The following is a 26,148-nucleotide window of genomic DNA, read 5'->3' as shown; positions in this document are numbered from 1 at the left end:
CCCGCACCCTGAGGGAGTTGTCCGAGTATTACGTGTCGCTGCTATGCGCGCACTGGCCCGGCCGACCGGTGACCTTGCTCGGCTGGTCGCTCGGCGGGGTGGTGGCCTACGACATGGCGCAGCAGCTGTCCGCGGCAGGGGTCGCCGTGCCGGCGCTCGTGTTAGTCGACGCCGATGTGCCGTATCGGGCGCCGCTGCCGCCGGAGAAGGCGATGCTGCTGAAGTTCCTGCACGATTTGACGGCGGTGGCACATACCTCGACCGACGCCGCGGCCTCGTCGACCCCCTTGGCCGGCGAGCTCGACGCGATAGTGGGGCCGCAACCCGCGGACGCCGACCCGGCGGCGGTCTTCGACGCGATCGAATGCGCGGCGATCCTGCCCGAGGAGGTGGACGCCGAGATGCTCCTGCAGCGCTACCGCATCTTCCGGGCGCACGTGGCCGCGCTGTTCGACTTCGAGGTGCGCACGCCGTATCACGGGCCGGTGACCCTTATCAGGGCCGCCAAGTCACCCGATGATCAGATGCGTTGGGATCGGGTGGCACCGGACCTGCGCAAGTACACCATCGAGGGCGACCACCATTCCATCTGGACCGGGAACGGCCTGTCAACCATCGCCGGCATTGTCGCGGGCCTGCAGCGATGAGCTCCACCCGGTCTCGTGGCGTGCTGTGGCGCGACCCGGACTTTCTCAAGTTCTGGGCTGGCGAGACGCTGTCGCTTTACGGCACGCAGGTCACCACGCTGGCGCTGCCGCTGACCGCGATGCTGGTCTTCGATGCCGGTCCCGAGCAGGTCGGGTTCCTGCGATTCATGCAGCTGGCACCGTACCCGGCCTTCGCGCTGCTGTTCGGCGTGTGGGTGGACCGGGTGCGGCGGCGGCCGTTGATGCTCGGCGCCAATTCGGTGCGGGCAGTGCTCATCGGGCTGGTGCCGGTGCTGGCCGGGATGGACAGGCTCACGCAGCCGGTGCTGCTGGTGCTGGCGTTCGGCATCGGCGTGGCGTCGGTGCTGTTCGACGTCAGCTGGATGTCATACCTGCCGGGCCTGCTCCGCGACAAGAAGTACCTGGTGGAGGCCAACTCCAAGCTGTCGATCACCGCCAGTTCCGCAGATGCTGCCGGGCCCGGCCTGGCCGGCGTGCTGATCAGTGCGCTCACCGCGCCGGTGGCGATGGTTGTCGACGCGGCGAGCTATCTGGTCTCGGTGGTGTTGCTGGCCGCCATCCCCACCCGGGAGCCGGCGCCCTCATCGGCCGCGGTCCGGCGACATCTGCTGGCCGAACTGGCCGACGGCCTGCGGTGGGTGTTCGGTAACAGCTACCTGCGGTCGATCGCCTTCGTCGGCGCCTTCTGCAACTTCTTCACCATGGCTACATCGACGATGTTCATCGTCTATGCGGTGCGCAATGGCGGCCTGTCCCCGGCGCAATTGGGCGTCGTCTTCTCGCTCGGCGCGGTCGGCGGGCTGCTCGGCTCCCTAGTGTCCGGCCGGCTGCTCGCCCACTACACGCCCGGCCGGGTCTACTTCTGGTCGCTGGCCGCGACGTTCATCGGCCCGGTGCTGATCCCACTGGCCGCCGGGCCACACTGGCTGGTTCTCAGTCTGTTCGTGGCTTCGTTCTTCATCGCCTATGGCGGGCTCGCGGTGTCCAACGTGCTGATCGTGAGCCTTCGGCAGACGGTGACGCCGCCGCACCTGATGGGCCGGATGACCGCGGCCATTCGCACCTTGCTGTTCGGCGGCGGCGCTCTCGGCGGCCCGGTGAGCGGCCTGCTGGCCGGCGCCGTCGGCCTGCGCCCCGCGTTGTGGACCATCGGTGCCGCCGCGGTGCTGATGCTGCTGCCGGTGCTGCTGTCCCCGGTCAGCCGACTGGCGGCGATGCCGGAAACCCGTTCCAAGGCACCACTCAATCCGATCGATCCGATCCCTGAGCGTACGAGGGAGTAACACCGAAAATGATTAAACGAGGACGGGTGCTCGCCGCAGCACTATCAGTGGTGTCCGGGCTGGCGATGGCAGGCCCGGCCCCGGCCGGGCCGGCACCGGCCGGGGCGGCACCCACCACCGGGCCGGTGGCCTACACTGTGCTGCTCGCCGATGATGGTCGGCATGATGCTGCACTGGCCGCCATCCGCGCAGCTCAGGGCACAGTGCTGCGTGAGAACCGCGCGCTCGGGCTGGTCGTGGCGGAGAGCTCGGCCGCCGATTTTGCCGAGCGCGTAGTGGTACCGGGGGTGCTCGGTGCGGCCCGCAGCCGAGCACTCAGCCGCAGCGGGGGCAGCGTCGGCCGCGACCTCGGCGTCGGCGCCACGGTCGCCGACGTGACCGGCTACAGCCCAGCCGGTCCGTCCCGAGCCGGTGCGGTCACGGCCGCGGTTGGCATGGACCCGCTGGACGCGAAGCTCTGGGGCCTGCGGATGGTGCGTGCCGACAAGGCCCGCGAGCGTCAGCCGGGCGACCACCGGGTACGGGTCGGTGTGATCGACTCCGGGATCGACGCCACCCACCGTGACCTGGCCACGAACGTCGACCTGGCCGCGTCGCGCAACTTCGTGGCCGACATCCCGAACGACGTGAACGGCGTGGTGATCGACGGGCCGTGCGAGTTCGCCGGCTGTGTGGACCCGCCCGGGCACGACGACTACGGCCACGGCACCCACGTCGCCGGAACGATCGCCGCCGCCGCCAACGGGTCCGGCACCTCCGGCGTGGCGCCCGGTGTCACGCTCGTGGACATCAGGGCCACCCAGGACAGCGGCTGGACTTTCCTGCAGCCTTTTCTCGACGCCCTGACCTACGGCGCGGACATCGGGCTCAACGTGATCAACCTGCCGTTCTACATCGACCCGTGGCTCTACAACTGCCCGGACAACCCCGCCGACACGCCCGCGCAGCAGCTCGAACAGCGCATCACGATCGAGGCGGTAAACCGCGCGCTTGATTACGCGCACCGGAAGGGCGTTACCCTGATTTCGCCGATCGGCTTCGCCCACGACGACCTCGGGCGCCCCAATCCGGACACGCTCAGCCCGACCTTCCCGGCCAACTCTGCCTACACCCGGCAGATCGACGGCGCCAGCTGTGCGGCCATGCCCATCGAAGGGCGCCACGTGATCGGCGTCAGCGGCCTCGGGCCGTCGGAGGGCAAAGCCGACTACTCCAACTACGGTGTCCCCGAGGTCGAGCTCGGCGGCCCCGGCGGCTTCCGCAAAGACGGGCTGGGCACCCCTTCATTCGGTGCCAGGGAAAATCAGATCCTGTCGACGTACTCCCGCGCCGCGGCCACCGGCAAGGGCTGGCTGACTCCGGAGGGCGACATCACTCCGCTCGGCGATGCGCAGGGGATGCTCAAAGATTGCACCCAGGACGGCACCTGCTCGTTCTTCCGCTGGGCCGAGAGCACCAGCCGGGCCGCCCCACATGTCTCCGGCGCGGCCGCTCTGGTGATCAGCCAGTATGGCATCAAGAACCGGCGTGGTGGCCGGATCAGCATGAACCCGGCCAGCGTGCGGCACGTCCTGCTGACCAGCGCCCGCCGGCACCCTTGCCCGACACCGCGCCTGGTGTCCTATGCCGGCATCGGCCGTCCGCCAGCGTACGACGCCTACTGTGAAGGCACCAAGTGGCACAACGGCTTCTACGGTTACGGCATCGTCGACGCATATGCCGCAGTCACACGTCGGGGCCCCCAACTTGGGTTTTAACCTGAGGCCGGGTGGTATCGACCCCGGCTGATCATAGGAACAGCCCTTGATCGATGATCTTCTAGTCTGGGGAAGAAAACCGAATCAAGGGCTGTCTGATGATCAGTCTGCCTGACGTGGATCCGGCTGGTGCTCTCGGGCGTCTGGTCGGGTTCCGGGCCGAGTTCCGAAAGCCCCACGCTTTCGAACGCCTTCGTCGGTGGATCGAGTCGGGGCCTTGGCCAGGTCGCCTGCTGCCCTGGTGGCTCAGCGGGCGACTCGGCCGGGGCGCCGCACACCTGGTGCCAGGTCATCTCGACACACTCGCCGATTCGACCGCACCTTGGCGGGCACAGGCGGCTGCCGCAGCAGGCTGATCCCTCACCGATACATGTACTGCGCGTATCTCGTCGCGATGTACTCGTCCGGGTCGCAGAACCGCAGGATTTGCTTGACCTGGTCAGCGGTGCGCAAGGTGATGGGGGAAGCGGCCGTCGAGCTGTGACTGGTTCCAGGGCTCGTCCTGCTGGCCAGACGAAGGCGTCAGATGGTCCCCGTTGAAGCCTGCGTCATAACAAGTCGCTGGGATGCCCGTTTCTCGATATTCTGGGCATCCGTGACGATGCGTAGCCTCGTGCCGCTACCTGTACGCCGGCATTTCGCGATCTGAGTGCTAGCCACAGCACTCTCCGGTTGATCGTGGGCATGTGGGAGGACCACGGATTCACGCCGTCCGGTGATCCGAACGACGAGACCAGCGAACGGCGCGGATTGGCGCGAGTTCGAGGACAACGTGGACTGGATTGACCCAGGCCACGTAAAGCGTGTTCTTCGGGTGTACGAGACGCTGGTCGACGCGCTGCCACCGGAGGCGGTGGCGAGCACGCGCAAGTTCATGGAGCGGCAGGGCTTCGATCTGGACGCGGAGGGCAGGATCAGCCCGAAGTCAGACAGCGCCCTTGTCGCTGCCGCGACGATGCCGCGGTCGTTGACCGCGCTCCGAGACCCGGGGATGATCCTGGACTCGTTCGATCGTATCAACAGGGCCCTCCCGACCGACCCGGCCCAGGCGATCGGATCTGCCAAGGAACTGGTCGAGGCGACCGCGAAGACCGTGCCGCCTGATCCCGACAGCAGCCTCTTCGGACAAGTCGCAACCTGCCGTACCCGAATGCCGGCAGGCTCCTGGTCGCGGCGGCCGGGCAGGCCTGATCGCGGCACCGGCCGCGCCTGCCGGTCCCGCCCGTCGACCGTTCCGTTCGGTGTACGCCAAACCGGGCGGAGTCTGCGGGAGCAGCGGGGCCGGCCTCGGTGACCTCGATCTCCAACGCGACCGTGCCGCTGCGGAACGACAGCGTCCGCGCGGAGCGGGCCGACCGGGTCAGCCCCCGCCGGCTCCGCGTCGCACGCCGAGTCGAGCATCAGCTCGGCGGTCAGGGCGTCGTCATCGGCCGGCGGCCACGGTGCCACCACGGTCACCTCCGTTCGTGTGCGTCGCCGCCGCTCCGAGGAACCGAGCCAGCGCCGGGCACTCGCGCAGCCGCCGCAGGCAGCGCCTGGGTGGGCCCGATGCTGCCGACCGGCACGTCCAGCCGTTCGGCGATCTCCCGGTAGCTGGGCGGTGGGTCGGCCGTCAGCAGGGACAGCAGTTCCTGGCAGCGCGGCGGTAGCTGCGCGAAGCCCTCCCGCAGCGCCTGCCGCCGCTCCGCGCGCAGCAGTTCCTCGTCCGGGCCCGCCGCGTCCGGGGCGCGGGAGGCGGCTGTAACGCAACCGCCGGCCCGGCCGATATAAGCGGCAGACAGACTCCCGTCGGTCTTCCCTCCAGAGAAAGGGGAACCCGCGTGTCCATCAAGACACGAGGCGCCCTCGTCACGGCCGGTGTCGTGACACTCGCCCTGATCGTCGCCACCCCACCGGGCACCGCCGGCGCGACGACCTCGGCAACGGTGACGGTCGCCACCGTCGGCGGCAATCCCGTGAAGAACGGCAGGGTGTCGGCACCGTTGTCGGGTACGGTCGCGGTCGCCGGGAGGGCCAACCCCTCCGCCACGATCCCCGCCCCCTCGCCGACGCCGCTGGTCGCCGACGCCGGTGACAGCGCGTTCGTCGCCGCCGGCGAGCGTGCCGTCCTGCTCGGCTCGGCGTACGGCGGCACCGCCCCCTACCAGTTCACCTGGTCCAGCCCGAACGGCAAACTCGTCAGCCCCGACGCGTCCAGCACCGAGCTGGACACCGCCGGCCTGGCCGCGGGCAGCTACCCGGTGACCCTGACCGTGCGCGACGCAGCCGGGAAGTCCAGTTCGGACAGCGTACGCGTGGTGGTCTTCCGGTCCGGCCAGACCACGCTGCTGGACCGGACCGACAGCGACCTCACCCCGGGAACCGTCGCGACCGGGGAGCGGCTGGAGTTCGGCTTCACGGTGCCGACCGGGACCCGGCGGATCACCGTCAAGCTCTCCTTCACCAACGCCGCCAACGACTACGACCTGGAGGTGTACGACCCGACAGGCGTCCGGGTGGCGTCGTCCGGCGCGTCTGCCGGACGGCCGGAGGAGGCGGTAATCTCCTCGCCCGCGCCCGGTGCCTGGCGGGCGGTCGCGGTCAAGTTCGCCACCGTGCCGCCGGAGCAGGTACGGGTCGTGGTGACCGGCGAGACCGGTGCCACCGACCCGCGGCCCGTGGTGGTGTCCGGCGGGCCCTACGCGTTCGCGACCGGTGCCGAGCAGGCGCTGCGCGGCACGGTCCGCGGCGGAGCAGCGCCGGTCGTCGCGGGCTGGGACCTCGACGGCGACGGGGTGTTCGAGAGCGCTGGCGGCTCGGTTACCGCACACCTGCCCGAGGGGCGGCACCTGGTGACGCTGAAGGCCACCGACGCGGCGGGACTCGAACGGCGCGAGACCACCAGCGTCCTGGTGGCCGACCCGGCGGTGATCGCTTCGAAGACCACACCGCTGACCGTGATCGGCATCGCCGACACCGGCGTCAACCCGTACCACCTCGAATTCTCCGCGCAGACCTACCCGGACCCGGACGTTCTCGCGCTGACCAAGAACTTCACCCGGCACCCCAGCGACTACATCCCCGGCTATCCGAAGGACGCCAAGGCGCTGGACATCACGCTCGGCCGGGGCTACTTCCCGCCGGAGGACACGAAGCTCTGGTCGGGCAACACCACGATCCAGCCGGGCTCGATGTACTGGATCCCCGGCACGAAGATCATCGGAGCGGTGGACTCCGGCGGCTCGACCGGGGTCACCTCATCCGACGACCCGCATCCGATCCTGGACGACAACGGGCACGGCTCCGGGTCGGCCTCGGTCTCCGCGGGCAACCGGTACGGCTACTGTCCGACCTGCCTGCTGGTCGTGGTCGAGGCACTGGACGAATCCGTCGTGGCCCAACTGCCCTGGGTCGACATCTCCAGCAACTCGTTCGGCTACGTCGGCGGCGCGCCCGTCGGTCCGGTCTCCAACGGCCAGGAGGTGACCAAGCGGGCGGCGGAACGCGGCCAGACCACCCTGTTCGCCGCCGGCAACGGGGTCGGCAACGCGTTCGACGTTCCGGTGAGCACCTGGCACTCCGACCAGACCGGCCCGGACTGGAACATCACCGTGGGCGCGATCCGACGCGACAACCAGCGGGCGATCGTCGGTGACGGCATCCCGGTACACCTGTCGTCCTGGGGTGACGGCAACCTGCCCTCAGCCTGCCGGTCCGGCACCGTCGGTCAGTGCGCCTTCGGCGGCACCTCCGCCGCCACGCCGTACACCGCAGGGGTTTTCGGCGCGGTGCTCGGCCAGGTTCGCGCCGCTCTCGGCGACGGCGCCGCGGGGCAGCGCCCCGGACAGGCGGTGGCGGTGGGCGTGCCCCGCACGGAGAGCGTCTACCTCGCCGACGGCAAGCTGACCCGCGACGAGCTGCGGCAAGCCGTACTCAAGAGCGCGCTGCCGCTCGGGCGGGACAACACCGGGGCGCCGTACGCGTACCCGCTGACCGCGCCGTACACGGGCGAGCCGAACGTGCTCTTCGAGGGGTACGGTGCCGCCACCCCGGCAGCTGCCCAGCGGGCGATCGCCGTCCTGCTCGGCGAGACGCAACTGCCCGAGCGGCCGTTCGAGGACCAGTTCTTCGCGTACGACCGGGCCGTGCGGGACACGTTGTGGGGTGGCTTCGACCGCGACGGCGACGGCAAGGCCGACTCCTCGGCGCTCGCCAGCGGGCTCGGCGTGGACCTCGCCGACGTGGCCACGTCCGCCGGCGCGCTGTCCGTACTGCAGAAGGTCGCGGCGGCCACGTCGCCCGCGGCACAATCCAGGCTCCAGCCGCTCGGTGACAACACCCTGTCGTACTGGCTGCACCGCCGTGTCGCGTCGACACCCGGCGTGACGGGCTGCGCGGCGACGAACAACGAGCAGTACATGGACCGCGCCAACGGCCCGGGCGACCTGGAACCCTGCTTCGAGTCCCGGGTCACGTCGGTGGTCGCGGCGTTCCGGCCGGTGGGCATCTTCGCCGGTACGGACACCCTCGACGCACCGCTGCCCGCCGGGTCGACGGTCAACGTGGAGCTGTACATCGCCGGTGAGACACCCACCGTGATCCGGCCGGTCGGCGTACTCATGGCCACCGACCGCGAGATCGGCACCGGCGAAGGGCTGGCCCAGCCGGTTCTCGGCAGCGGGCCGGGCGGCGCGGCCTGCGCCACCCTCGGTGAGACCTGCTGGACCCGGTACGCCTTCTCGTACCGCACCACCCGGCCGGCGTTCACCGCAGAGCAGCTCACGTTCCAGGTGCAACTGCTCGGAGCGCGGTCGTGGGCATTCGGGTTCGAAGGCCAGCACGCTTCCCGCGTACAGATCACGCCCGCGCCGCTGCCCCCGGCCGGGCTGGATTTCGGGGTGACGGTCGACTCGCCGGCGGGCGGGAGCGCGGTCTCCGAGGACGAGACGGTGTTGGCCGGCGGGAGGTACGCGGTCCCTGACCTGGGCGAGGACCCGAACGGCGCGGGCGACCACCCGAGCCAGCGCCGGGTCGAGGTATCCGTCGACGACGCGTCGTTCGGCAACCCGGTGAAGGCGGTGCTCGACCCGGCGACCGGCACCTGGTCGCTGTCGCTCGGCAGGCTGCCGGTCGGTGAGCACACCATCTACGCCCGGGCGCGTGTGGACAGCACCACGTCGGCGGTTACGGCGAGCACGTTCAGGGTGGCACCGAACGCGGTGGTGCAGTGGCAGGTGGCGGACCGCAACGGCGCGGCCGACCAGACCGGGTGGCGGGCAGCCGAGGGCCTGACGGACTGGACCTTCAACGTCGACACCCACAGGTACGACTCCGGCCCGAAGATGATCCTGGTCCGCTTGGTCGAGCGGAACATCGAGACGGCACGCGACGCCGTACAGGTCAGGTTCCGTTAGCCGTACGCCGGTCGCCGGCCGGGTTGGTCAGCTTCTTGGCCCGGCGAGTGTCGTCCCACGTGCCTGATCGAAGCGTCCCCCACGTAGCTCCTGCTAGGTGGGGGACGCTTCGCTCTGTCACTCTGCTCCTGAAAGCGGGCTGTCAACTGGCACCATTGGCGAACCGAAGCCCCAACACCGCCGCACCGGCCGCCGACGGGGCGAAGCCGGCCGGCAGGTTGACCCGGACGCTGTCGACGTGCAGCGCGGTGTCGGTGAGCTGGCTGCCGTTGAGCAGCCGCCGCACCGGTGGGGTGACCAGAACCGGCACCCGCCCCTGTCCCGCACCTGACCGACCACGGAGGTGAGGTTGCCGCGAAAGGCCGACGCGGTCCGCACCGGCCGACACGTGCCGGGGCAGGATCTGTCCCACCCGGTGTACGGGGCGGTCGGCTGGTCGCAGAACCGTAAAGCCGCCGGCCAGGCAGACCGCCTGCAACGCCCGGTGCACGGTGCCGTCGCGACGCCGAGCGGGTTGCTGGCCGCCTGGACGGTCAGACCGGACAGTTTCGGCGCGGACCCGGCGAAAGGTGATGCTCAGCCCCGGGTTACCGGCGCCCACCAATCGGCAGATTGGAATGGCTTGGGCCTAGGTGCCGGGACCGGCCCGGCCGGGGGTGCGCAGCCGGGCTCAGCCCGGCAGGTCGCCGGCGGACGGCGGCAGCCCGGGCAGCGCCGGCAGCAGCGTCGGTGCGCCCGACGGCGGCAGCAGGGTGGGCAGGGGCAGCGAGCCGCCGTCTGGGAGAGGGGTGCGACCACCCGGCGTCGGCGAGGGCGCCGGCGAGGTGAGCTTGGGGGTCGTGCCGCCGGGGGCAGGTTCCCGGGTCAGGGTGGGGCCGAGCGTCGGGATGCCCGCGGAGGGCACGCCGGGCGATCGCGTCGACAGCGCCTCGAGCAGGTCACGGTGCACCGCGTCGAGTTCGGCGCCCAGGCGGGCGGCGGTGGCGGGATCGTCGATCGCCAGGAGGTCGCCGCGCGCCCGGTCCACCAGCTGCCGAGCATTGTCGAGCTGACCCGATTCGACGGCGGCGCGGGCGCGGACGAGGCTGTCCTCGACGCTGCGTACCTCGGCCTGCCCCGGATACAACACGCGGGTCAGCGACCACAGCGGGCTGCCCGGCCCGGCCGTACGGCTGGCCACGCCCAGCCCGATGGCGAGGGCGGCGAGGGCGACCACGGCTGCGGCGACCCGCAGGAACCGGCCCCCGAGCCGCGCCGGCGTGGCCGCGGGCGTGGCGGCCCACGGATCGACGGCGGGCGGGGCCTCCTGCGGATCAGCGCCGAGATCGGCGTGCCAGGCAGCCAGCATCGAGGCGAGGTCGTCGCCGGCCGGGACCGGCTCGCCGCGGCCGAGCGCGTCGAGCAGCCGGTCGTCCCGGGCGATCGTCGCCAGGTCCGGCTCCTCGCCGCCGTCGGGCCTGTGCTCCCTCATGCCGCCACCTCGCCGAGTGTGTCGCCTGCCAGCGTACGGAGGCGGGCGAGCGCCCGGGACTGGGCCACCCGGACTGCGGCCGCGGTCATGCCCAGGATCGTGCCCACCTCCTCGGCGGACAGGCCGACCGCCACCCGCAGGACGACGATCTCCCGCTGCGCCTCGGGCAAACGGTTGAGCAGCACCGTCAGTCGGCGGGCGAGGTCGGTGGCGACGGCTCGCTGCTCCGGCCCCGGCTGCGTGTCCGGTGTCTCCAGCGGCGGTTCGGCGGCGGAGACGGTGGCGGCACGTACCGCCGCCCGCTGCGCGTCGGCCACCTTGTGCCCGGCGATTGCGTAGACGAACGCCGAGAACGGCGTGCCCTGGTCGCGGTATCGCGGCAGGGCGCGAAGCACCGCGAGGCAGATCTCCTGGGCGACGTCATCCGCGGTGGTGTACCCGCCGCCGATGCGACCCAGCCGCGCCCGGCAGTAGCGCACGAGCCCGGGCCGGACCTCGGCGAGCAGGGCCGCGAGGGCAATCTGGTCGCCGCGGGCGGCCCGGTGCACGAGCTCGGGCTCGGTCGTGGTGGTCATCGCGTCGGGGGCACCTTCGTTACCAGCGGGTTACGGGGCACGGTATCGAGCCCTGCCCTTCTTGCATAGCTCACGGTCGGTGCGCGGCCATCACCCAAAGTAGTTGTTGCGCCCGAGCGGGCCGCCGCGATGTCCCAGTAGCGAGAGGGGAGGGGCGCGTGGGCGTCGAGGTGGCGGTGCGAGGGCTGACCAAGTCCTTCGGTGGCCAGCCGGTCTGGTCCGACATCAGCCTGACCCTGCCGGCTGGTGAGATCTCGGTGCTGCTCGGCCCCTCCGGCACCGGCAAGTCGGTGTTCCTCAAGACCCTGGTCGGGCTGCTGCGGCCGGACCGGGGTGAGATCTGGATCGAGGACAAGAATCTTCCCGCGCTCTCCGAGCGTGGCCTCTACGAGGTCCGCAAGCTGTTCGGCGTGCTGTTTCAGGACGGCGCGCTGTTCGGTTCGATGACCATCTACGACAACGTCGCCTTCCCGTTGCGTGAGCACACCCGCAAGACCGAGGCCGAGATCCGGGCGGTGGTCGACGAGAAGCTGGACATGGTCGGGCTGACCGGCGCCGAGCGGAAACTGCCGGGTGAGATATCGGGCGGCATGCGTAAACGTGCCGGGCTCGCCCGGGCGCTCGTCCTCGACCCGCGGATCATCCTGTTCGACGAGCCGGACTCCGGACTCGACCCGGTGCGCACCGCGTACCTCAACCAGCTCATCATCGACCTCAACCAGCGCACCGAGGCGACGTTCCTGATCGTCACGCACGACATCAACACCGCCCGGACCGTGCCGGACAACATCGGGCTGATCTACCACGGGCACCTGGCCATGTTCGGGCCCAGGGAGATGCTGTTGTCCAGCACCGAACCGGTCGTGCGGCAGTTCCTCAACGCCCAGCGGATCGGACCGATCGGGATGGCCGAGGAGAAGGACGCCGAGGAGTTGCAGGCCGAGGCGCAGGCCGGAGCGGAGCTGCCGCCGCTGCCGCCCATCCCGCCGCAGTTGCGGCCCACCGACGGTCTGCCCCGTCGCGCCGAGCGACCCGCCGGGCAGTGGTGCCGGGAACACGGCGTCACGCCACCGCCTGGTTCCTTCACGAGCACACCGGCCGCCGAACGTCCCACCGGGGAGATCCCGGCGCAGCCTCGCCGAGAGGGTTCCGGATGAGCGACACCCGAGCCCCCGTCCGTGAGGTGGGCCAGTTCCTCGCGTTCTGCCTCGACACCCTGCGCGGGCTCGGGCGGCGGCCGGTGCAGGTCCGTGAGTTCGTCCAGCAGGCGTGGTTCATCAGCTCGGTCTCGATCCTGCCGGCCGCGCTGGTGGCGATCCCGTTCGGCGCGGTCATCGCGTTGCAGCTCGGCTCGCTGGTGCGGCAGCTCGGCGCGCAGTCGTTCACCGGGGCGGCCTCGGTGCTCGCCGTTGTCCGCGAGGCCGGGCCGATCGTGACCGCCCTGATCATCGCCGGCGCGGGCGGCTCGGCGATCTGCGCGGACCTCGGCTCCCGGAAGATCCGCGAGGAGCTGGACGCGATGCGGGTGCTGGGCATCGATCCCGTCCAGCGACTCGTGGTGCCCCGGGTGCTCGCCTCGATGCTGGTGGCGGTCCTGCTCAACGGTCTGGTCAGCGTCGTCGGCGTCACCGGCGGATGCCTGTTCAACGTGGTCATGCAGGGCGGCACCCCCGGCGCGTACCTGGCCAGCTTCCAGGCCCTCGGGCAACTGCCCGACCTGGTGGTCGGTGAGATCAAGGCGCTGTTGTTCGGTGCCACCGCCGGGCTCGTCGCCTCGTACAAGGGGATGACCGCCCGGGGCGGCCCGAAGGGCGTCGGCGACGCGGTCAACCAGAGCGTGGTGATCACGTTCATGCTGCTGTTCGCGCTGAACTTCGTCGTCACCGCCGTGTACTTCCAGGTCGTACCGCAGAAGGGGACGTGACGTGCCGGTGCTGCGACAACTCGACGACCTCGGCGGCCAGCTCGCGTTCTACCTGCGGGCGTTCGCCTGGGCGCCGCGCACGGTCCGCCGCTACCGGCGGGAGGTGGTGCGGCTGCTGGCCGAGGTCAGCTTCGGCACGGGCGCCCTCGCGGTGCTCGGCGGCACCGTCGGCGTCATCTGTTTCCTGACCTTCTTCACCGGCACCGAGGTCGGCCTACAGGGCTACCAGGCGCTCAACCAGATCGGCAGCAGCGCGTTCACCGGCTTCATCTCGGCGTACTTCAACACCCGCGAGATCTCGCCGCTGGTGGCCGCGTTGGCGCTGTCGGCCACCGTCGGCTGTGGGTTCACCGCACAGCTCGGTGCGATGCGCATCTCCGAGGAGGTGGACGCCCTGGAGGTGATGGCCGTGCCATCGCTACCGTTCCTGGTCACCACCCGGATGATCGCCGGGTTCATCGCGGTGATCCCGCTGTACGTGATCGGCCTGCTCTCCAGCTACCTTGCCACCCGCACCATCGCCGTCGGCTACTTCGGGCAGTCGGCCGGCACCTACGACTACTACTTCCACCTCTTCCTACCGCCCGGCGACGTTCTCTGGTCCTTCGGCAAGGTGCTGGTCTTCAGTCTGATCGTGGTGCTCGTCCACTGCTACTACGGCTACACCGCCAGCGGCGGGCCCGCGGGCGTCGGCGTCGCGGTCGGGCGGGCCGTCCGGCTGGCCATCGTGGCCGTCAACATCGTCGACTTCTTCCTGTCGCTGGCCATCTGGGGAGCGACCACCACCGTCCGGATCGCGGGGTGACATGAAAAATCGGGTCCTCGGTGTCGTCTTCATCGTCGTGCTGACCGCGGCGCTGACCGCCTCCGTGCTGCAGTACCAACGGGCGTTCACCCCGGTCGCCTGGGTCACCCTGCACGCCGACCGCGCCGGGCTGCAGCTCAGCGACGGCGCCGACGTCAAGGTACGCGGCGTGCGCGTCGGCGACGTCCGTTCGGTGCGCAGCGACGGTGCCGGGGTCGTCCTCCGGCTCGCCATCGACCCGGCGTCGACCGCCCGGATCCCCGCCGACACGACCGCCCAGCTGCTACCCAAGACGCTCTTCGGCGAACGCTACGTCGAGCTCGTCCCACCGCCGGCCAGCACCGCCGGGCCGATCCGCGACGGCTCCGTGATCACCCAGGACCGCAGCCGCACCGCCGTCGAGCTGGAACGGGTACTCGACGAGGCGCTGCCCCTGCTGCAGGCCATCCGCCCCGATCAGCTGGCCACCACGCTGGCCGCCCTGGCGACCGCCCTGGAAGGGCGGGGCGACCAGCTCGGCGCGAACCTGGCCGCACTCGACGCGTACCTCAAGCAACTTAACCCGGCGATGCCGGCGATCGCCGAGGACATCCGCACGCTGGCGATAGTGCTCGACAGCTACGACGCGGCGCTGCCCGACCTGCTGGCGTTGCTGCGCGACGTCACGGTCACCGCCCGCACCGTCGCCGACCAGCGCACCCAACTGGCGGCGTTCCTCGCCACGACCACCGGAGCGGCCGACGTCACCCGGGGTTTCCTCGACCGGCACGGCGACCAGCTCATCCGGCTGGGCGCGGTGAGCCGGCCGGTGCTCGAACTGCTCGCCGCCTACGCCCCCGAGTACCCGTGCCTGATGAGCGGCCTGGTCGCCCTGCAACCCCGGGTGGAGGAGGTGTTCGCCGGCGGCCGGATGCACATCACCCTGGAGGTCACCCGCGACGGCGGCAGGTACGAGCGGGGCCGCGACGAGCCGGTCTACGGTGCCGACGACGGGCCGAACTGCCGTGGCCTCCCCCGGCCCGCCGGACCGGCCCCGGAGGTTCCGGTCGACGACGGCTACGACTACTCCGGCGAGCGTCACCGCCCGAGGCTGCCCGTCGGCGTGCCGGCCGCGTCCGCCGGCGCCTCCCCGGAGATGGGCCGGGCCGCTACCAGCGAGGAACGGGCCCTGGTCAAACCCCTCGTGGGTGCCCTCACCGGCACCCCGCCGGCGGAGGTGCCCGACATCGCGGTGCTGCTGTGGGGGCCGCTGCTGCGCGGCGCGGTGGTGCACGCGCGATGAGCCAGAAGACGATCGCGCCGCTGGTCAAGCTGGCCATCTTCGCCGCCGTGACGCTGCTGCTGACCGGGCTGCTTGCGCAGACTCTCGGCGCCTTTCCCGCCGGCGGTGTCACCTACCGGGCCCGGTTCACCGACGTCACCGGGCTGCTGCCCGGCGACGACGTGCGCATCGCCGGGGTGCGGGTCGGTCGGGTCAGCGACATCCGGGTGGTCGACAACACGGTCGCCGAGGTGGCCTTCACCGTCCGCGACGAGGTGCCCCTGGTCACCAGCGTCCGCGCGAAGATCCGCTACCGGAACCTCGTCGGCCAGCGCTACCTGGCGCTGAGCGAGGGACCGGGAGACCGGCGCCCGCTGCGGCCGGACGGGCTCATTCCGGTCGGCCAGACCACCCCGGCGCTGGACCTGACCGCGCTGTTCAACGGATTCCGGCCACTGTTCGCCGCGCTCGACCCGAACGACGTCAACAAGCTCGCCTACGAGATCATCCAGGTGCTCCAGGGCGAGGGCGGCACGGTCAGCAGCCTGCTGAGCCGCACGGCGTCGCTGACCAACACCCTCGCCGACCGGGACGCCGTCATCGGCCGGGTGATCACCAACCTCAACGACGTCCTGGCGACCCTGGCCACGCGCGACCGTGACCTCGACCGGACGATCCGGCAGTTGCAGGAGTTCGTCTCCGGGCTGGCCGCCGACCGGAAGGCCATCGGCCAGGCGCTGGTCAACATCGGCGACCTCACCACCGCGACCTCGTCACTGCTGGCGGAGGTGCGGCCGCCACTGGCCGCGGACGTGCGGGCCCTGGACCAGCTCGCCGGCACCCTCGACCGCAACTCGGCGGTCATCGAGGGCACCCTCGGCCGGCTACCGCAGCGGTACGAGGCGCTGACCCGGGTCGCCTCCTACGGATCCTGGTTCAACTTCTACCTCTGCGACTTCGACGGCCAGGTGACGGCCGCCGGCCAGACGCTCAACCCCGTGACGTTCAGCGCACCGGCCGCCCGGTGCGCCGGCGGAGGCAGCCGATGAAACCGTTCAGCGAACGCAATCCCGTGGTCACCGGCGCCGTCGGGCTGACCGTGATCGTCGCCGTGCTGCTCGGCGCCTTTCAGCTCGACCGGCTCGCGGGGCTGACCGGCCGCGCTTACCAGGCGGCCTTCCACGACGCCAGCGGCCTGGCCGTCGGCAACGAGGTACGGGTCGCGGGCGTACGGGTCGGCAAGGTGACCACCGTGGAACTCGCCCGCGACGGCGACACGTTCGTGCGGGTCCGCTTCCGGGTCGACGACGACGGCGTACGCCTCGGCGACCAGACCGGTGCGACCATCCGGATCAAAACCGTGCTCGGCCAGAAGTACCTCGCCCTGTCTCCCTCCGGCGGGGGACGGCTGCCCGAGGGCGCGCTGATCCCGCTGGAGCGCACCGCCGCCCCGTTCGACGTGTTGCAGGCCGTCACCGGGCTCGCCGACACCCTCGACCGGGTCGACACCGAGCAGCTCGCCGCCGCGTTCGCCACCCTGTCCGAGACGTTCGCCGACACCCCGGCCAGCGTCGGCTCCGCGCTGGACGGGCTGTCCCGGCTGTCCCGGACCGTCGCCGAGCGCGACGCCGAACTGCGGTCCCTGCTGGCCCGGGCCCGGAAGGTCACCGAGGTGCTCGCCACCCGCGACGAGGAGTTCCGCAGGCTGGTCACCGACGGCGAGGCGCTGCTGGCCGAGGTGAGCCGCCGCCGGGACGCCATCCACAAGCTGCTCGTCGGCACCAGCGACCTCGCCACCCAGCTGTCCGGCCTGGTCGCTGACAACCGCACCACGCTCACCCCTGCCCTGAACAAGCTGCGTGAGGTGATTGCCGTCTTGCAACGCAACCGGGACGACCTGGAGCTGACCATCGAACGGATGGCGCCGTTCGTGACCGCGTTCGCCAACGTGGTCGGCAACGGCCGGTGGTTCGACTCGTACGTGCACGGGATGGTGCAGCCGTTCCAGCCAACGACGGGAGGACGATGATGCCCGGCCGGATCTTGCGGTGGCGGCGTCCGGTCGCCGCCGCGACCGTCCTGCTGACCGCCGTCGCCGCCACGGTGGTGGTCCTCCGCCCCCAGATCCCGCAACGGCAGATGGTCGCCCACTTCACTCGCGCCGTCGGCGTGTACCCCGGATCCGACGTGCGGGTGCTCGGCGTCCGCGTCGGGGAGGTGACCGCCGTGACGCCGCAGGGCGCCACCGTGCGGGTCACCATGCGCTACGACCCGGAGGTGGGCGTGCCCGCCGACGCGCAGGCGCTGATCGTTCCGCCCAGCGTGGTCAGCGACCGGTACGTGCAGCTGACCCCCGCGTACTCCGGCGGGCCGGCGCTGGCCGACGGAGCGGAGATTCCGGTCTCCCGGACCGCCGCTCCGATGGAGATCGACGACATCTACCGGGCGTTGGACGAGTTCAACCGCGCGCTCGGGCCGAAGGGGGCCAACGCCGACGGCGCCCTGTCCGACCTGGTCGCCACGGGACGAGCTAACCTTGAGGGCAACGGCGACAATCTTCGCGACGCCCTCGACGGGCTGTCCCGGGCGCTCGCCACCGTCGCCGACGGCCGGCAGGACCTGTTCGGTTCGGTCGCCAACCTGCAACGGTTCACCACCACCCTGGCCCGCAGTGACCAGCAGGTCCGCGCGTTCAACCAGCAACTGGCCGACGTGGCGCAGCAGCTCGCCGGCGAGGGCGACGAACTGACCGCCGCGTTGCGCAACCTCTCGGTCGCCCTGGCCGACGTCACCGCGTTCGTGCGCCAGAACCGCGAGGTGCTCACCGCCGACGTCGCGGCGCTCGCCGACATCACCGGGGTGCTGGTCCGCCAGCAGCGGGCGGTCATCGAGATCCTCGACGTCGCGCCGCTGACCGTGAGCAACCTCGCCCTGGCCTACAACCCCCGCTCCGGCACGCTCGACACCCGAAACAACGCGACCGGCCCGTACGACCCGGCCGGGTTCGTCTGCTCACTGATGGTGGACCAGCTGCCGGCGACACGGGTGCCCGAGACGTGCCGCGCGCTCGCGCAGACCCTGCACGCACGCGGCCTGCCCATGACCGACCAGCTGCGTAGGCTGCTCAAGCTGCCGCCCGGCGCCCCGGCGACCGGTCCGGTCCCACCGGGAGCCCCCTCTCCCGGAGGGCCGGCCGCCGATGCGGCGCCGGGCGGCCCCGACATCGCCCCCGACCTCACCCTCGGCGGCATCCTGCGGGGGCCGGCATGATCGCCCGGATGCGCCAGCTGGCGGCCGGCGTTCTGGTCGCGGCGCTACTGCCCGCCGGGTGCGGTCTGCCGGAGGTGACCGACCTGCCACTGCCCGGTGGCGAGCCGGCCGGCGCCGGATACCGGGTCACCGTCGAGTTCAGCGACGTACTCGACCTGGTGCCGCAGGCCGCCGTCAAGGTCGACGACGTGACCGTGGGCAGCGTCGAGAGGATCTCGCTGGCCGGCTGGACGGCGCGGGTGACCCTGCGCATCGACCGCGAGGTCCGCCTGCCGGCCAACGCCACCGCCGCCGTCCGGCAGAGCAGCCTGCTCGGCGAGAAGTACGTGACGGTGGCCGCGCCGCCCACCGAACCGGCGCGCGGCCGGCTCGCCGACGGTGACGTCATCCCGCTGGTCCGCACCAGCCGCGGGGCGGAGGTCGAGGAGGTGCTCGCCGCCCTCGGGCTGCTGCTCAACGGCGGTGGACTGGCGCAGCTGCGCACCATCAACCAGGAACTGGCGGCGGCACTGGACGGCCGCGAGCCCGCGGTCCGCGACGCGCTGCGCCAGCTCGACACCTTCATCGGCGGGCTGGAGCGGCAGAAGAGCGACATCGTCCGGGCCGTCGAGGCGCTCGACCGGCTCACCGGCCGGCTGGCCCGGCAACGGCAGGTGGTCGGCGACGCGGTCGACTCCCTCGCCCCCGGGATGACCGTGCTGGTCAGCCAGCGCGCCCAGCTGACCAGCGCGCTGACCGCGCTCGGTGAGCTCGGCCGGGTCGGCACCCGCGTCGTGGAGCGCAGCCGCGACGACACCCTGGCCAGCGTACGGGCGCTGCAACCGATCCTGGAGCAGCTCGTCCGCGCCGGCGACGACCTGCCGAAGTCCCTGGACTTCATGCTGTCCTTCCCGTTCCCGCCGAACGTGACCGGGGCGATCGTCGGCGACTTCGTCAACCTCTCCGTCACCGCCGACCTCGACGCCGCCGGCATCCTGGCCAACCTGGTCGCCGCGGCGCCCGCACCGCCCGCCACGGCCCGCCCGCCCAAGTCCGGCGCGTCCCGGCCGCCCGGCCCGGGCGGGCCCCGGCCGGACGCCGGCCCGCTGCCTCTGCCCGACCTGCCACTGACCGGGTGCCTGCCCGATCCGAAGAATTTCCCGGCGACCTGGACGCCACCGAAGGACTGCCGGCTGCCCGAGGGATGCGTGCTGCTCAAGCCCGGCTCGCCGGTGCCGGTGGACGGCCTGATCCTGCCGAAGGGGCTGGTGCCCCCCGGCACCGCGTTCCCCGCCGGAACCGAGCTGCCGTCCGGCACGGTGCTGTCGGGGCAGTGCGTGCTGCCGGTGACCGGGGCGATCACCGGCCAGACCGGTGACCTGACCGACGTCCTGAAAGGGGGCTTGCTGCCGTGATCGGGCGTGGCACGAAACTCAAGGTTTTCGTCTTCGTCGTGGTGAGCCTGCTCGGCGTCACCTACGTGGGGGTGCGATACGTCGGTCTCGGCGACCGGCTGCTCGGCGGCGGGTATGTCGTCCACCTCGACCTGGCCCGCGCCGGCGGCATCTTCCCGCACGCCCCGGTCACCTACCGCGGCGTGCCCGTCGGCCGGGTCACCGCGGTCACCCTGCGCGGCGACGGCGTCCGCGCCGACCTGCGGATCCAGCGGGGCGTACGGGTGCCGGCGCAGTTGCGCGCCGTGATCGCCCAGCGCTCCGCCGTCGGGGAGCAGTACGTGGATCTGCGCCCGGACCGCGACGCCGGGCCGTACCTGCGCGCCGGTGCGGTGATCCCGGCCGACCGCACCGGCGTCCCGCTCGCCCCCGAGGTGCTGCTGTCCAACCTGGACGCGCTGGTCCGGTCGGTCGGGCCGGACGATCTGGCGGTGCTGGTCACCGAGCTGGGCACCGCCTTCGCCGGCAACGAGCAGGCGCTGGCGCGGATCCTCGATGCCGGTGACGCGCTGCTCGCCGACGCGACCGAGGCTCTGCCCGAGACCCTCACACTGATCGAGGACGCCCGGACCGTCCTCGCCACCCAGGCCGAGTCGGCGGAGGCGCTGCGGCGGTGGGCGGCCGGGCTGGCCCAGCTCGCCGCCGCCGTCCGGGCCGCCGACCCCGACCTGCGCCGCCTGCTCGCCGCCGGCCCGCCGGCCGGGCAGGAACTGGTGGCGCTGCTGCGCGGGCTGGAACCGACCGTGGGCACCCTGCTCGGCAACCTGATCACCGTCAACGGCATCGCCGCCCGGCGGCTGCCCGGCATCGAACAGTTGCTGGTGGTCTACCCGATCACCGTCGCCGGCGGGTTCACGGTCACCCCGGGCGACGGCACGGCACACCTGGGCCTGGTCCTGAACGCCAACGACCCGCCGGCGTGCGTGTACCGGAGCCCCGAACGGGGGTGCAGCGCGGCGGACCGCGCGGCCGGCGCCGGCGTACGCGGCGCCGCGGACGCGCCGCGGCCCTCGGGGGCCGAGCCGGCCTTCACGGGCGGCGCGTCCCGGGCGGGGGCCGGCACGGCCGGCTACGACCCGGTGACCGGGCTGGTGCTCGGCAGCGACGGCCGGCCCCTGCAGTTCGGCGGGACGGGTGGCCAGTACCGGACCGCCGGGGACCAGTCGTGGAAGCAGTTGCTGCTGGCCGGGGTGACCCCGTGACCGGTGGTGGGGAGGAGGATGTCGTGCAGACACCCAGGGACGGCAGGCTGAAGGTGATCAGGGGTGCGAAGCTCGCGGTGCCCGGCCGGCCGGCCCGCCGGCGGCTCGTCAGCCGGCCGGTGAACCGGGCGACGGCCATCGAGGACGTGCTGCGGCGCCTCGACCGGGAACCGGTCGAGGCGCCGATCGAGGTCGAGGACCGGGAACCGGTCGAGGATCTGCCGCGTGATGGCGGCCGTGTCGAGGACCGGGAACCGGTCGATGGCCTGCCGCGTGATGGCGGCCGTCCCGGTGTCGTCAAGCCTGCCGCCGGTCCGGACACCGCCACCGGCGACGGGCGTCGAACCGGGTCGCCGGCCGGCCGGGCGCTGGTGGGCCTGCTGGCGGTCGCGCTCGCCGCCACCCTGGCCGCCGCTGTCGTGTACGGCCACCGCTGGTACGCCGACCGGGCGGTGGAGGAGGCGCGCCAGGGGGCGCTCGCCGCGGCCAAGCAGGTCGCTGTCAACTTCGTCTCGGTCAGCGCGGCGAGCGTCGACCGGGACCTGCAACGGATCTCCGCCGGGGCGGCGGGCGACTTCAAGGAGGAGTTCGCCCGGGGCCAGTCGCAGGTCCGGGCGGCCGTGGTGGAGAACAAGGTGGAGTCGCAGGGGTCGGTACTGCGGGCGGGAATGGTCTCCGGAGACCGCCGCCGGGCTGTGGTCCTGGTCGCCGTGGACGCGACGGTGAAGAACGTCAAGGCCCCGGAGGGGCGGCCGTCGCACTACCGAATCCAGATGGACCTGGTCCATGAACCGGAGTCGGGTCAGTGGCTGGTGTCCCGCCTGCAGTTCGTCGGTTGACGCCCACCTTCGATCAAGGAGAATCGATGCGTACTCTCGACCCGGCCCGCTGGCGGCCCGCCCTCCGCCGCGTCCGGCCGATCCCGGCGTTGGTCACGGCGATCCTGCTGGCGGCGGCCGCCGCCGGCCTGGGCTGGCACGGCGACCGCGGCGCCGAGCGGCGGGACGCCGCCGTCCGGCAGGCGCTGGCTACCGCCCCCGCCGCCGCCAAGGCGATCTTCTCCTACGACCACCGCACCTTCGACGACAGCGTCGCGAACGGCCGCAGCTTCGTCACCGGGCCCTTCGCCCGGGAGTACGCCCAGACCACGACGACGCTCAAGCAGACCGTCGTCAAGCAGCAGGCGGTGGTGCTGGCGGAGGTCTCCGCGACGGGGGTGGTGAGCGCCACGGCGGACCGAGTGGAGTTGCTGGTCTACCTGAACCAGTACCGGCGCAACGTCAACACCGCCGGCGAGAAGGTGGACCAGAACCGGGTGCTGCTCACGCTGGTGCCCGACGGGGGCGCCTGGAAGGTCAGTGCGGCCTCCGCCATCTGAGGGCCCGTCGGCGGCCGGGTGGTGGTCGCCGGCCTGCCGGCCGAGTCAGGGCGTCTTCGGCTGTTTCCTGGTCACGTCGGAGCCGCCCTGACCGGGGTGGGTCGACACGTGGTCGGTCCGCGGCTACGGGGTGACCACCCGGCCGCCGAGGGTCACCACGAGGCGACCCTCGGAGGCGAAGGACCAGCCCAGAGTTCCGGTGTGGTTCGCGCACCGGGATCCGTTCATGCCGTTTGAGAACTGGTTGGAGCCGTCGGCGTCGCTGACGATCCGGTCGGTCGAGCCGCTGTCGCAGGAGGTGTTGTCGCGGAACACCGAAGAGCCGGCGTCGAAGGTGAGGTTGCGCTGGGCGTTGCCGATGCTGGTGTTGTTCGACAACGTCATCGTGCCCGGGTTGCGGTTGGAGGTGAACCCGTGCTTGCCGTTGTCGTACTAAAAGCATGTCTCAAATGGTGAGTTTGAGGTAGCGCTTGTGGCAGGTGTAGGCGGCGCGCGAGGTAGGCGCCTCGGCGATGTCGCCTGCGGGACGGCCGGATCGGTGGTGGTGTCGAGGGGGAACGTAGTGGGTGTGCCGCAGTTCGGTCATGAACCCCGGGCAGGGCATGCGGGCCTGGAGGCCGGTGGTGATCGTGGTGGACAGCGTCTCGGTCAAGCCGGCCAGTGTCGAGCCGTGTTTGCCGACCCGTAGGTCGACGTGGGTGAGCCGACCAGCCGAGCTGGCGGTGACGAGGCGTCCAGGGATGCCGTCAAGCACGAAACCGACGGTGACGCCGGCTTACCCGGCCTGGGCGTGCTGCCATCGCTCATTCGACTTATGACCCCTCGCAGAAAGAAGCCTGCTTGCTAACCACCAATAAGGCGTGGCGGACGGCGAGGCTGTCGGCTACGTGACTGCACCCTGGCGGCGTGGTGGGACGGGCCTAGGCTGAGCGCACCTTTCGCCCGGCGACGCTCCGGAGGGAGCCGTCCCATGCCATCCATCCTCGCGACCGCTCTCCTCGCGGCCGCCTTGACGGCCGCACCCACCCTCGCATCCCCCGCCGCCGTTGCGCCCGGCGCCCTGGCCAGCTACCGCGTGGTGGACCTCGGCACCTTCGGCGGCGACAGCAGCTACGCCACCGCCATGAACGACCGCGGCGACGTGGTTGGCCGTGCCCAGGCCGCCGACGGCACCTTCCGCGGGTTCCTCTGGCGCGACGGCCGGATGATCGATCTCGGCGCCTTCAACCCGATTGACGTCAACGACCATGGCCAGGTCGTCGGCGGCCACGGCGACGGCTCCGGCGGGTACGTCTGGCACCGCGGGGTCCTGCGGTCGCTGGGCGACCCGTCCGCCCTGCCCGTGGCGATCAACGACCGCGGCCAGGTCGTCAGCCGCACCGCCGAAGGCCCCGTCCTGTGGACGAACGGCCGCGCCCGGCCCTTGCCCCTCGCCGAGGTGTCCGACGTCAACGAGCACGGCCAGGTCTCCGGCGGAATGCACGTGCCGGGCGGCTACCACGCCGCCCTGTGGCACCGTAACCGGGTCACCGACCTCGGCGCCGGCCCCTTCAACCGCAGCAACACGTACGCCCTCAACGACCACGGCTGGTTGATCGGCTGGCAGTTCTCGGCCATGCAGTTCCCGCGCGGCATCCTCTGGCGGCACGGCCGCGCCCTGGACGTCGGCACCCTCGGCGGCAGCTTCACGGAGCTGCGGGCGATCAACAACCGCGGCGAGATCCTGGCCACCTCCCAGGCCACCGACGGAAGCGCCCGCCCGGCACTGTGGCGGCGCGGCGTCCTGCACGACCTCAGCCTCGCCGGGGTCAGCACGGCGGGCACGGTCGTCGACCTCGATGACCACGGCCGCATCGCCGCGTCGATCCGCCCGGTCTGGGGTGTCAGCCGCGCGGTCGTCTACCACCCGCGCTCGTTCGAAGGCTCCGCGGCACCCCGTCCGACCGCCTCCGGCTGTACCGCTCGATGGGCATGCCGGTGAGCCGCTTCTCCCAGGCCGGTCGAGTCGTAGCTGTGCCCGATGGCACGGGTAGCCCGTCAAGCGCGCCGATCCGTTCCGCACAGGCGGGCAGGTAGACCTGCCGCTCGGCGTCGCACTGTCCGTCCGTGCTCTTGGTGCGGTCCTTCGTCAGATTTGGGCTTCGGTCGGCCAGCACCCAGTCCTAAAGTAGCGCCAGGCGACTCGCGTTCCGCCGCTGGTCGGGCGCAATCCGGTGCCGCAGGGTGACGCGTGTCGACACACCCGGCAGCGACGGTGCCGAATGGCGGCGACTGGAGTATCGGGTACCGGACACGGGCGAACAATCGCGCCCCAGCCCGAGCCCAACCAGGTATGACGACACAATTCGCGACACCCGCCACCCATCGCAGGACCGTACGGTCTTGCCTGCGCCGCCCGATCAGCACCGCCGCTGCCGGCGTGGCCGTGCTCGGCTGCCTCGCCGTCGGCGTCGCACCTGCCGCCTCCGCCGCCGCACCGCCAGCTACCACCCGGATCAGCGTGGACAGCAAGGGCGGCCAGGCCACCGAGTACCGCAGCGAGCCCTTTGCGGCGAGCGCGGACGGCCGGTACGTCGCCTTCGCCTCCGCCTCGCCGAACCTGGTGCCGGACGACACCAACAACACCTGGGACGTGCTGGTTCGCGACCGCCGCACCGGCACCACGAGCCGGGTCAGCCAGTCCACTGCGGGAGTTGTGGGCGACAGCTCCAGCTACGGCCAGTCCCTGAGTCCGGACGGCCGGTACGTCTCTTTCACGTCTGACGCCACCAATCTGGTGCCCGGCGACACCAACGGGGTTTCCGACGGCTTCGTCCACGACCGCCGCACGGGCAGCACCAGCCGGGTCACCCTGACCAATGGCGGCACCGAGGCCGACGCCCGCAGCTACGCTCCGGCCATCAGCGCCGACGCTCGGTTCGTGGCGTTCGTCTCCGAAGCCACCAACGTGGTGCCGGGTGACACCAACGGGGTGGCCGACATCTTCCTGCGTGACCGGCAGGCCGGTACCACCGTCCGGGTCAGCGGCATGAACGCCGACGCACCGTCCGACGCACCGGCGATCAGCGCCAACGGCCGGTACGTGACGTTCACCTCCGAGGCGGCGTTGGTTCCCGGCGACACCAACGGCGTCGCCGACGTGTTCATCCGTGACATGCGCACCGGCAGCCTCCGGCGGGTGAACGTGTCCACCACCGGCGCACAAGCAAACGCGCTGACCGTCTCTCCGACGATGAGCGCGGACGGCCGGATCGTAGCGTTCACCTCCGAGGCCACCAACCTGGTTTCCGGCGACACCAACGGCGTCGCCGACGTGTTCCTACGAGACCTGCGCGCCGGCACGACCGTCCGGGCCAGCCTGGCGGCCGATGGTGGGCAGGCCACCGGCGGCAGCAGTTACGGCCCGATGATGAGCGCGGACGGCCGGTACGTTGTCTTCAGCTCCGACGCCACCGACCTGGTGTCGGGCGACACCAACGGTGTAGCCGACGTGTTTCTGCGAGACCTGCGCGCCGGCACGACCGTCCGGGCCAGCCTGGCGGCCGACGGCGGACAGGGCAACGACGGCAGCTACAACGGGGTGGTCACCCGAGACGGCCGACACGTCGCCTTCGCCTCGGCGGCCACGAATTTGGTACCGGGCGACACCAACGGCGTGACCGACGCATTCCTGCGCCGCATGCCCCACTGACCCACTCGATGGTAGGCGTCTCGATCGGCCCCGTGGC

General features: G+C 71.6%; 23 protein-coding genes. 18 read left to right on the top strand and 5 right to left on the bottom strand.

The window, feature by feature from the left end; all coding sequences use genetic code 11:
- From E1166_RS03725 to E1166_RS03705, 5 genes are all read left to right on the top strand, one after another.
- Nucleotides 1-647: alpha/beta fold hydrolase (locus tag E1166_RS03725; RefSeq protein ID WP_132335768.1), on the top strand; the 647-nt coding region annotated here is incomplete at its 5' end.
- A 20-nt stretch (nucleotides 648-667) separates the two neighbouring features.
- A complete protein-coding gene (locus E1166_RS03720; RefSeq protein WP_243710131.1) occupies nucleotides 668-1,951 on the top strand; it encodes an MFS transporter in 1,284 nt (427 codons plus the stop codon).
- A gap of 26 nt (nucleotides 1,952-1,977) precedes the next feature.
- On the top strand, nucleotides 1,978-3,708 hold the full coding sequence (locus E1166_RS03715) for a S8 family serine peptidase (protein WP_132335766.1): 1,731 nt from the start codon (nucleotides 1,978-1,980) through the stop codon (nucleotides 3,706-3,708).
- A gap of 715 nt (nucleotides 3,709-4,423) precedes the next feature.
- Nucleotides 4,424-5,002: a hypothetical protein gene (locus E1166_RS30730; RefSeq protein WP_165944228.1), complete on the top strand. Its 579-nt coding sequence runs from the start codon at nucleotides 4,424-4,426 to the stop codon at nucleotides 5,000-5,002.
- Nucleotides 5,003-5,528: 526 nt separating this feature from the next.
- Complete coding sequence (locus E1166_RS03705; protein ID WP_132335764.1) at nucleotides 5,529-9,101, top strand: S8 family serine peptidase; 3,573 nt, start codon at nucleotides 5,529-5,531, stop codon at nucleotides 9,099-9,101.
- Between the two features lie 142 nt (nucleotides 9,102-9,243).
- On the opposite strand, the gene E1166_RS31390 is transcribed toward E1166_RS03705, so the two are convergent.
- From E1166_RS31390 to shbA, 3 genes are all read right to left on the bottom strand, one after another.
- On the bottom strand, nucleotides 9,244-9,411 hold the full coding sequence (locus E1166_RS31390; protein WP_207913987.1) for a hypothetical protein: 168 nt from the start codon (nucleotides 9,409-9,411) through the stop codon (nucleotides 9,244-9,246).
- A 360-nt stretch (nucleotides 9,412-9,771) separates the two neighbouring features.
- Nucleotides 9,772-10,572, bottom strand: coding sequence for an anti-sigma-D factor RsdA (locus E1166_RS03695; protein WP_132335762.1), 801 nt, complete (start codon nucleotides 10,570-10,572; stop codon nucleotides 9,772-9,774).
- Nucleotides 10,569-11,147 carry an RNA polymerase sigma factor ShbA gene (gene shbA, locus E1166_RS03690; protein ID WP_132335760.1) on the bottom strand — a complete coding sequence of 193 codons (579 nt, stop codon included), beginning with the start codon at nucleotides 11,145-11,147 and terminating at the stop codon, nucleotides 10,569-10,571. The genes E1166_RS03695 and shbA overlap by 4 nt, the downstream gene beginning before the upstream one ends.
- Nucleotides 11,148-11,305: 158 nt before the next feature.
- Between shbA and E1166_RS03685 the strand changes: the two genes are divergently transcribed.
- Genes E1166_RS03685 through E1166_RS03635 form a run of 11 tightly spaced genes read left to right on the top strand, consistent with a single transcriptional unit; the run spans nucleotide 11,306 to nucleotide 22,420 of the window.
- Nucleotides 11,306-12,304, top strand: a complete 999-nt coding sequence (locus E1166_RS03685; RefSeq protein WP_132335758.1) for an ABC transporter ATP-binding protein — start codon at nucleotides 11,306-11,308, stop codon at nucleotides 12,302-12,304.
- Complete coding sequence (locus E1166_RS03680) at nucleotides 12,301-13,071, top strand: ABC transporter permease (protein WP_132335756.1); 771 nt, start codon at nucleotides 12,301-12,303, stop codon at nucleotides 13,069-13,071. Before E1166_RS03685 ends, E1166_RS03680 begins: the two co-directional genes overlap by 4 nt.
- Before the next feature lies 1 nt (nucleotide 13,072).
- The gene (locus E1166_RS03675) at nucleotides 13,073-13,876 is read left to right on the top strand and encodes an ABC transporter permease (RefSeq protein ID WP_132179223.1); all 804 of its coding nucleotides are present in this window, start codon (nucleotides 13,073-13,075) and stop codon (nucleotides 13,874-13,876) included.
- Between the two features lies 1 nt (nucleotide 13,877).
- The gene (locus E1166_RS03670) at nucleotides 13,878-15,158 is read left to right on the top strand and encodes an MCE family protein (protein ID WP_132335754.1); all 1,281 of its coding nucleotides are present in this window, start codon (nucleotides 13,878-13,880) and stop codon (nucleotides 15,156-15,158) included.
- The gene (locus tag E1166_RS03665; protein WP_132335752.1) at nucleotides 15,155-16,186 is read left to right on the top strand and encodes an MCE family protein; all 1,032 of its coding nucleotides are present in this window, start codon (nucleotides 15,155-15,157) and stop codon (nucleotides 16,184-16,186) included. Before E1166_RS03670 ends, E1166_RS03665 begins: the two co-directional genes overlap by 4 nt.
- Nucleotides 16,183-17,166 (top strand): MCE family protein, encoded by a 984-nt coding sequence (locus E1166_RS03660; RefSeq protein WP_132335750.1) that lies wholly within the window; start codon nucleotides 16,183-16,185, stop codon nucleotides 17,164-17,166. Before E1166_RS03665 ends, E1166_RS03660 begins: the two co-directional genes overlap by 4 nt.
- A complete protein-coding gene (locus E1166_RS03655) occupies nucleotides 17,166-18,407 on the top strand; it encodes an MCE family protein (protein WP_165944227.1) in 1,242 nt (413 codons plus the stop codon). Before E1166_RS03660 ends, E1166_RS03655 begins: the two co-directional genes overlap by 1 nt.
- Nucleotides 18,408-18,415: 8 nt before the next feature.
- Nucleotides 18,416-19,801 carry an MCE family protein gene (locus E1166_RS03650; protein ID WP_132335746.1) on the top strand — a complete coding sequence of 462 codons (1,386 nt, stop codon included), beginning with the start codon at nucleotides 18,416-18,418 and terminating at the stop codon, nucleotides 19,799-19,801.
- Nucleotides 19,798-21,042: an MlaD family protein gene (locus E1166_RS03645; RefSeq protein WP_132335744.1), complete on the top strand. Its 1,245-nt coding sequence runs from the start codon at nucleotides 19,798-19,800 to the stop codon at nucleotides 21,040-21,042. The genes E1166_RS03650 and E1166_RS03645 overlap by 4 nt, the downstream gene beginning before the upstream one ends.
- A gap of 23 nt (nucleotides 21,043-21,065) precedes the next feature.
- Nucleotides 21,066-21,881 (top strand): hypothetical protein, encoded by an 816-nt coding sequence (locus tag E1166_RS03640; RefSeq protein ID WP_132335742.1) that lies wholly within the window; start codon nucleotides 21,066-21,068, stop codon nucleotides 21,879-21,881.
- A gap of 26 nt (nucleotides 21,882-21,907) precedes the next feature.
- A complete protein-coding gene (locus E1166_RS03635) occupies nucleotides 21,908-22,420 on the top strand; it encodes a hypothetical protein (protein ID WP_132335740.1) in 513 nt (170 codons plus the stop codon).
- A gap of 123 nt (nucleotides 22,421-22,543) precedes the next feature.
- Here E1166_RS03635 and E1166_RS03630 read toward each other — a convergent pair whose 3' ends face one another.
- Nucleotides 22,544-22,804 carry a hypothetical protein gene (locus E1166_RS03630; protein ID WP_207913985.1) on the bottom strand — a complete coding sequence of 87 codons (261 nt, stop codon included), beginning with the start codon at nucleotides 22,802-22,804 and terminating at the stop codon, nucleotides 22,544-22,546.
- A gap of 61 nt (nucleotides 22,805-22,865) precedes the next feature.
- Complete coding sequence (locus tag E1166_RS03625; protein WP_132335738.1) at nucleotides 22,866-23,174, bottom strand: hypothetical protein; 309 nt, start codon at nucleotides 23,172-23,174, stop codon at nucleotides 22,866-22,868.
- 216 nt (nucleotides 23,175-23,390) lie between these two features.
- Between E1166_RS03625 and E1166_RS03620 the strand changes: the two genes are divergently transcribed.
- Both E1166_RS03620 and E1166_RS03615 read left to right on the top strand, forming a co-directional pair.
- The gene (locus tag E1166_RS03620; protein ID WP_132335736.1) at nucleotides 23,391-24,401 is read left to right on the top strand and encodes a hypothetical protein; all 1,011 of its coding nucleotides are present in this window, start codon (nucleotides 23,391-23,393) and stop codon (nucleotides 24,399-24,401) included.
- A gap of 438 nt (nucleotides 24,402-24,839) precedes the next feature.
- A complete protein-coding gene (locus tag E1166_RS03615; RefSeq protein WP_207913983.1) occupies nucleotides 24,840-26,111 on the top strand; it encodes a PD40 domain-containing protein in 1,272 nt (423 codons plus the stop codon).
- The last annotated feature ends 37 nt before the right edge of the window (nucleotides 26,112-26,148 follow it).

This window comes from Micromonospora sp. KC213 (assembly GCF_004348325.1).
GTDB lineage: Bacteria > Actinomycetota > Actinomycetes > Mycobacteriales > Micromonosporaceae > Micromonospora.
The sequence above is the reverse complement of the archived record's forward strand: the minus strand, read 5'-3'. Positions and strand labels throughout refer to the sequence as shown.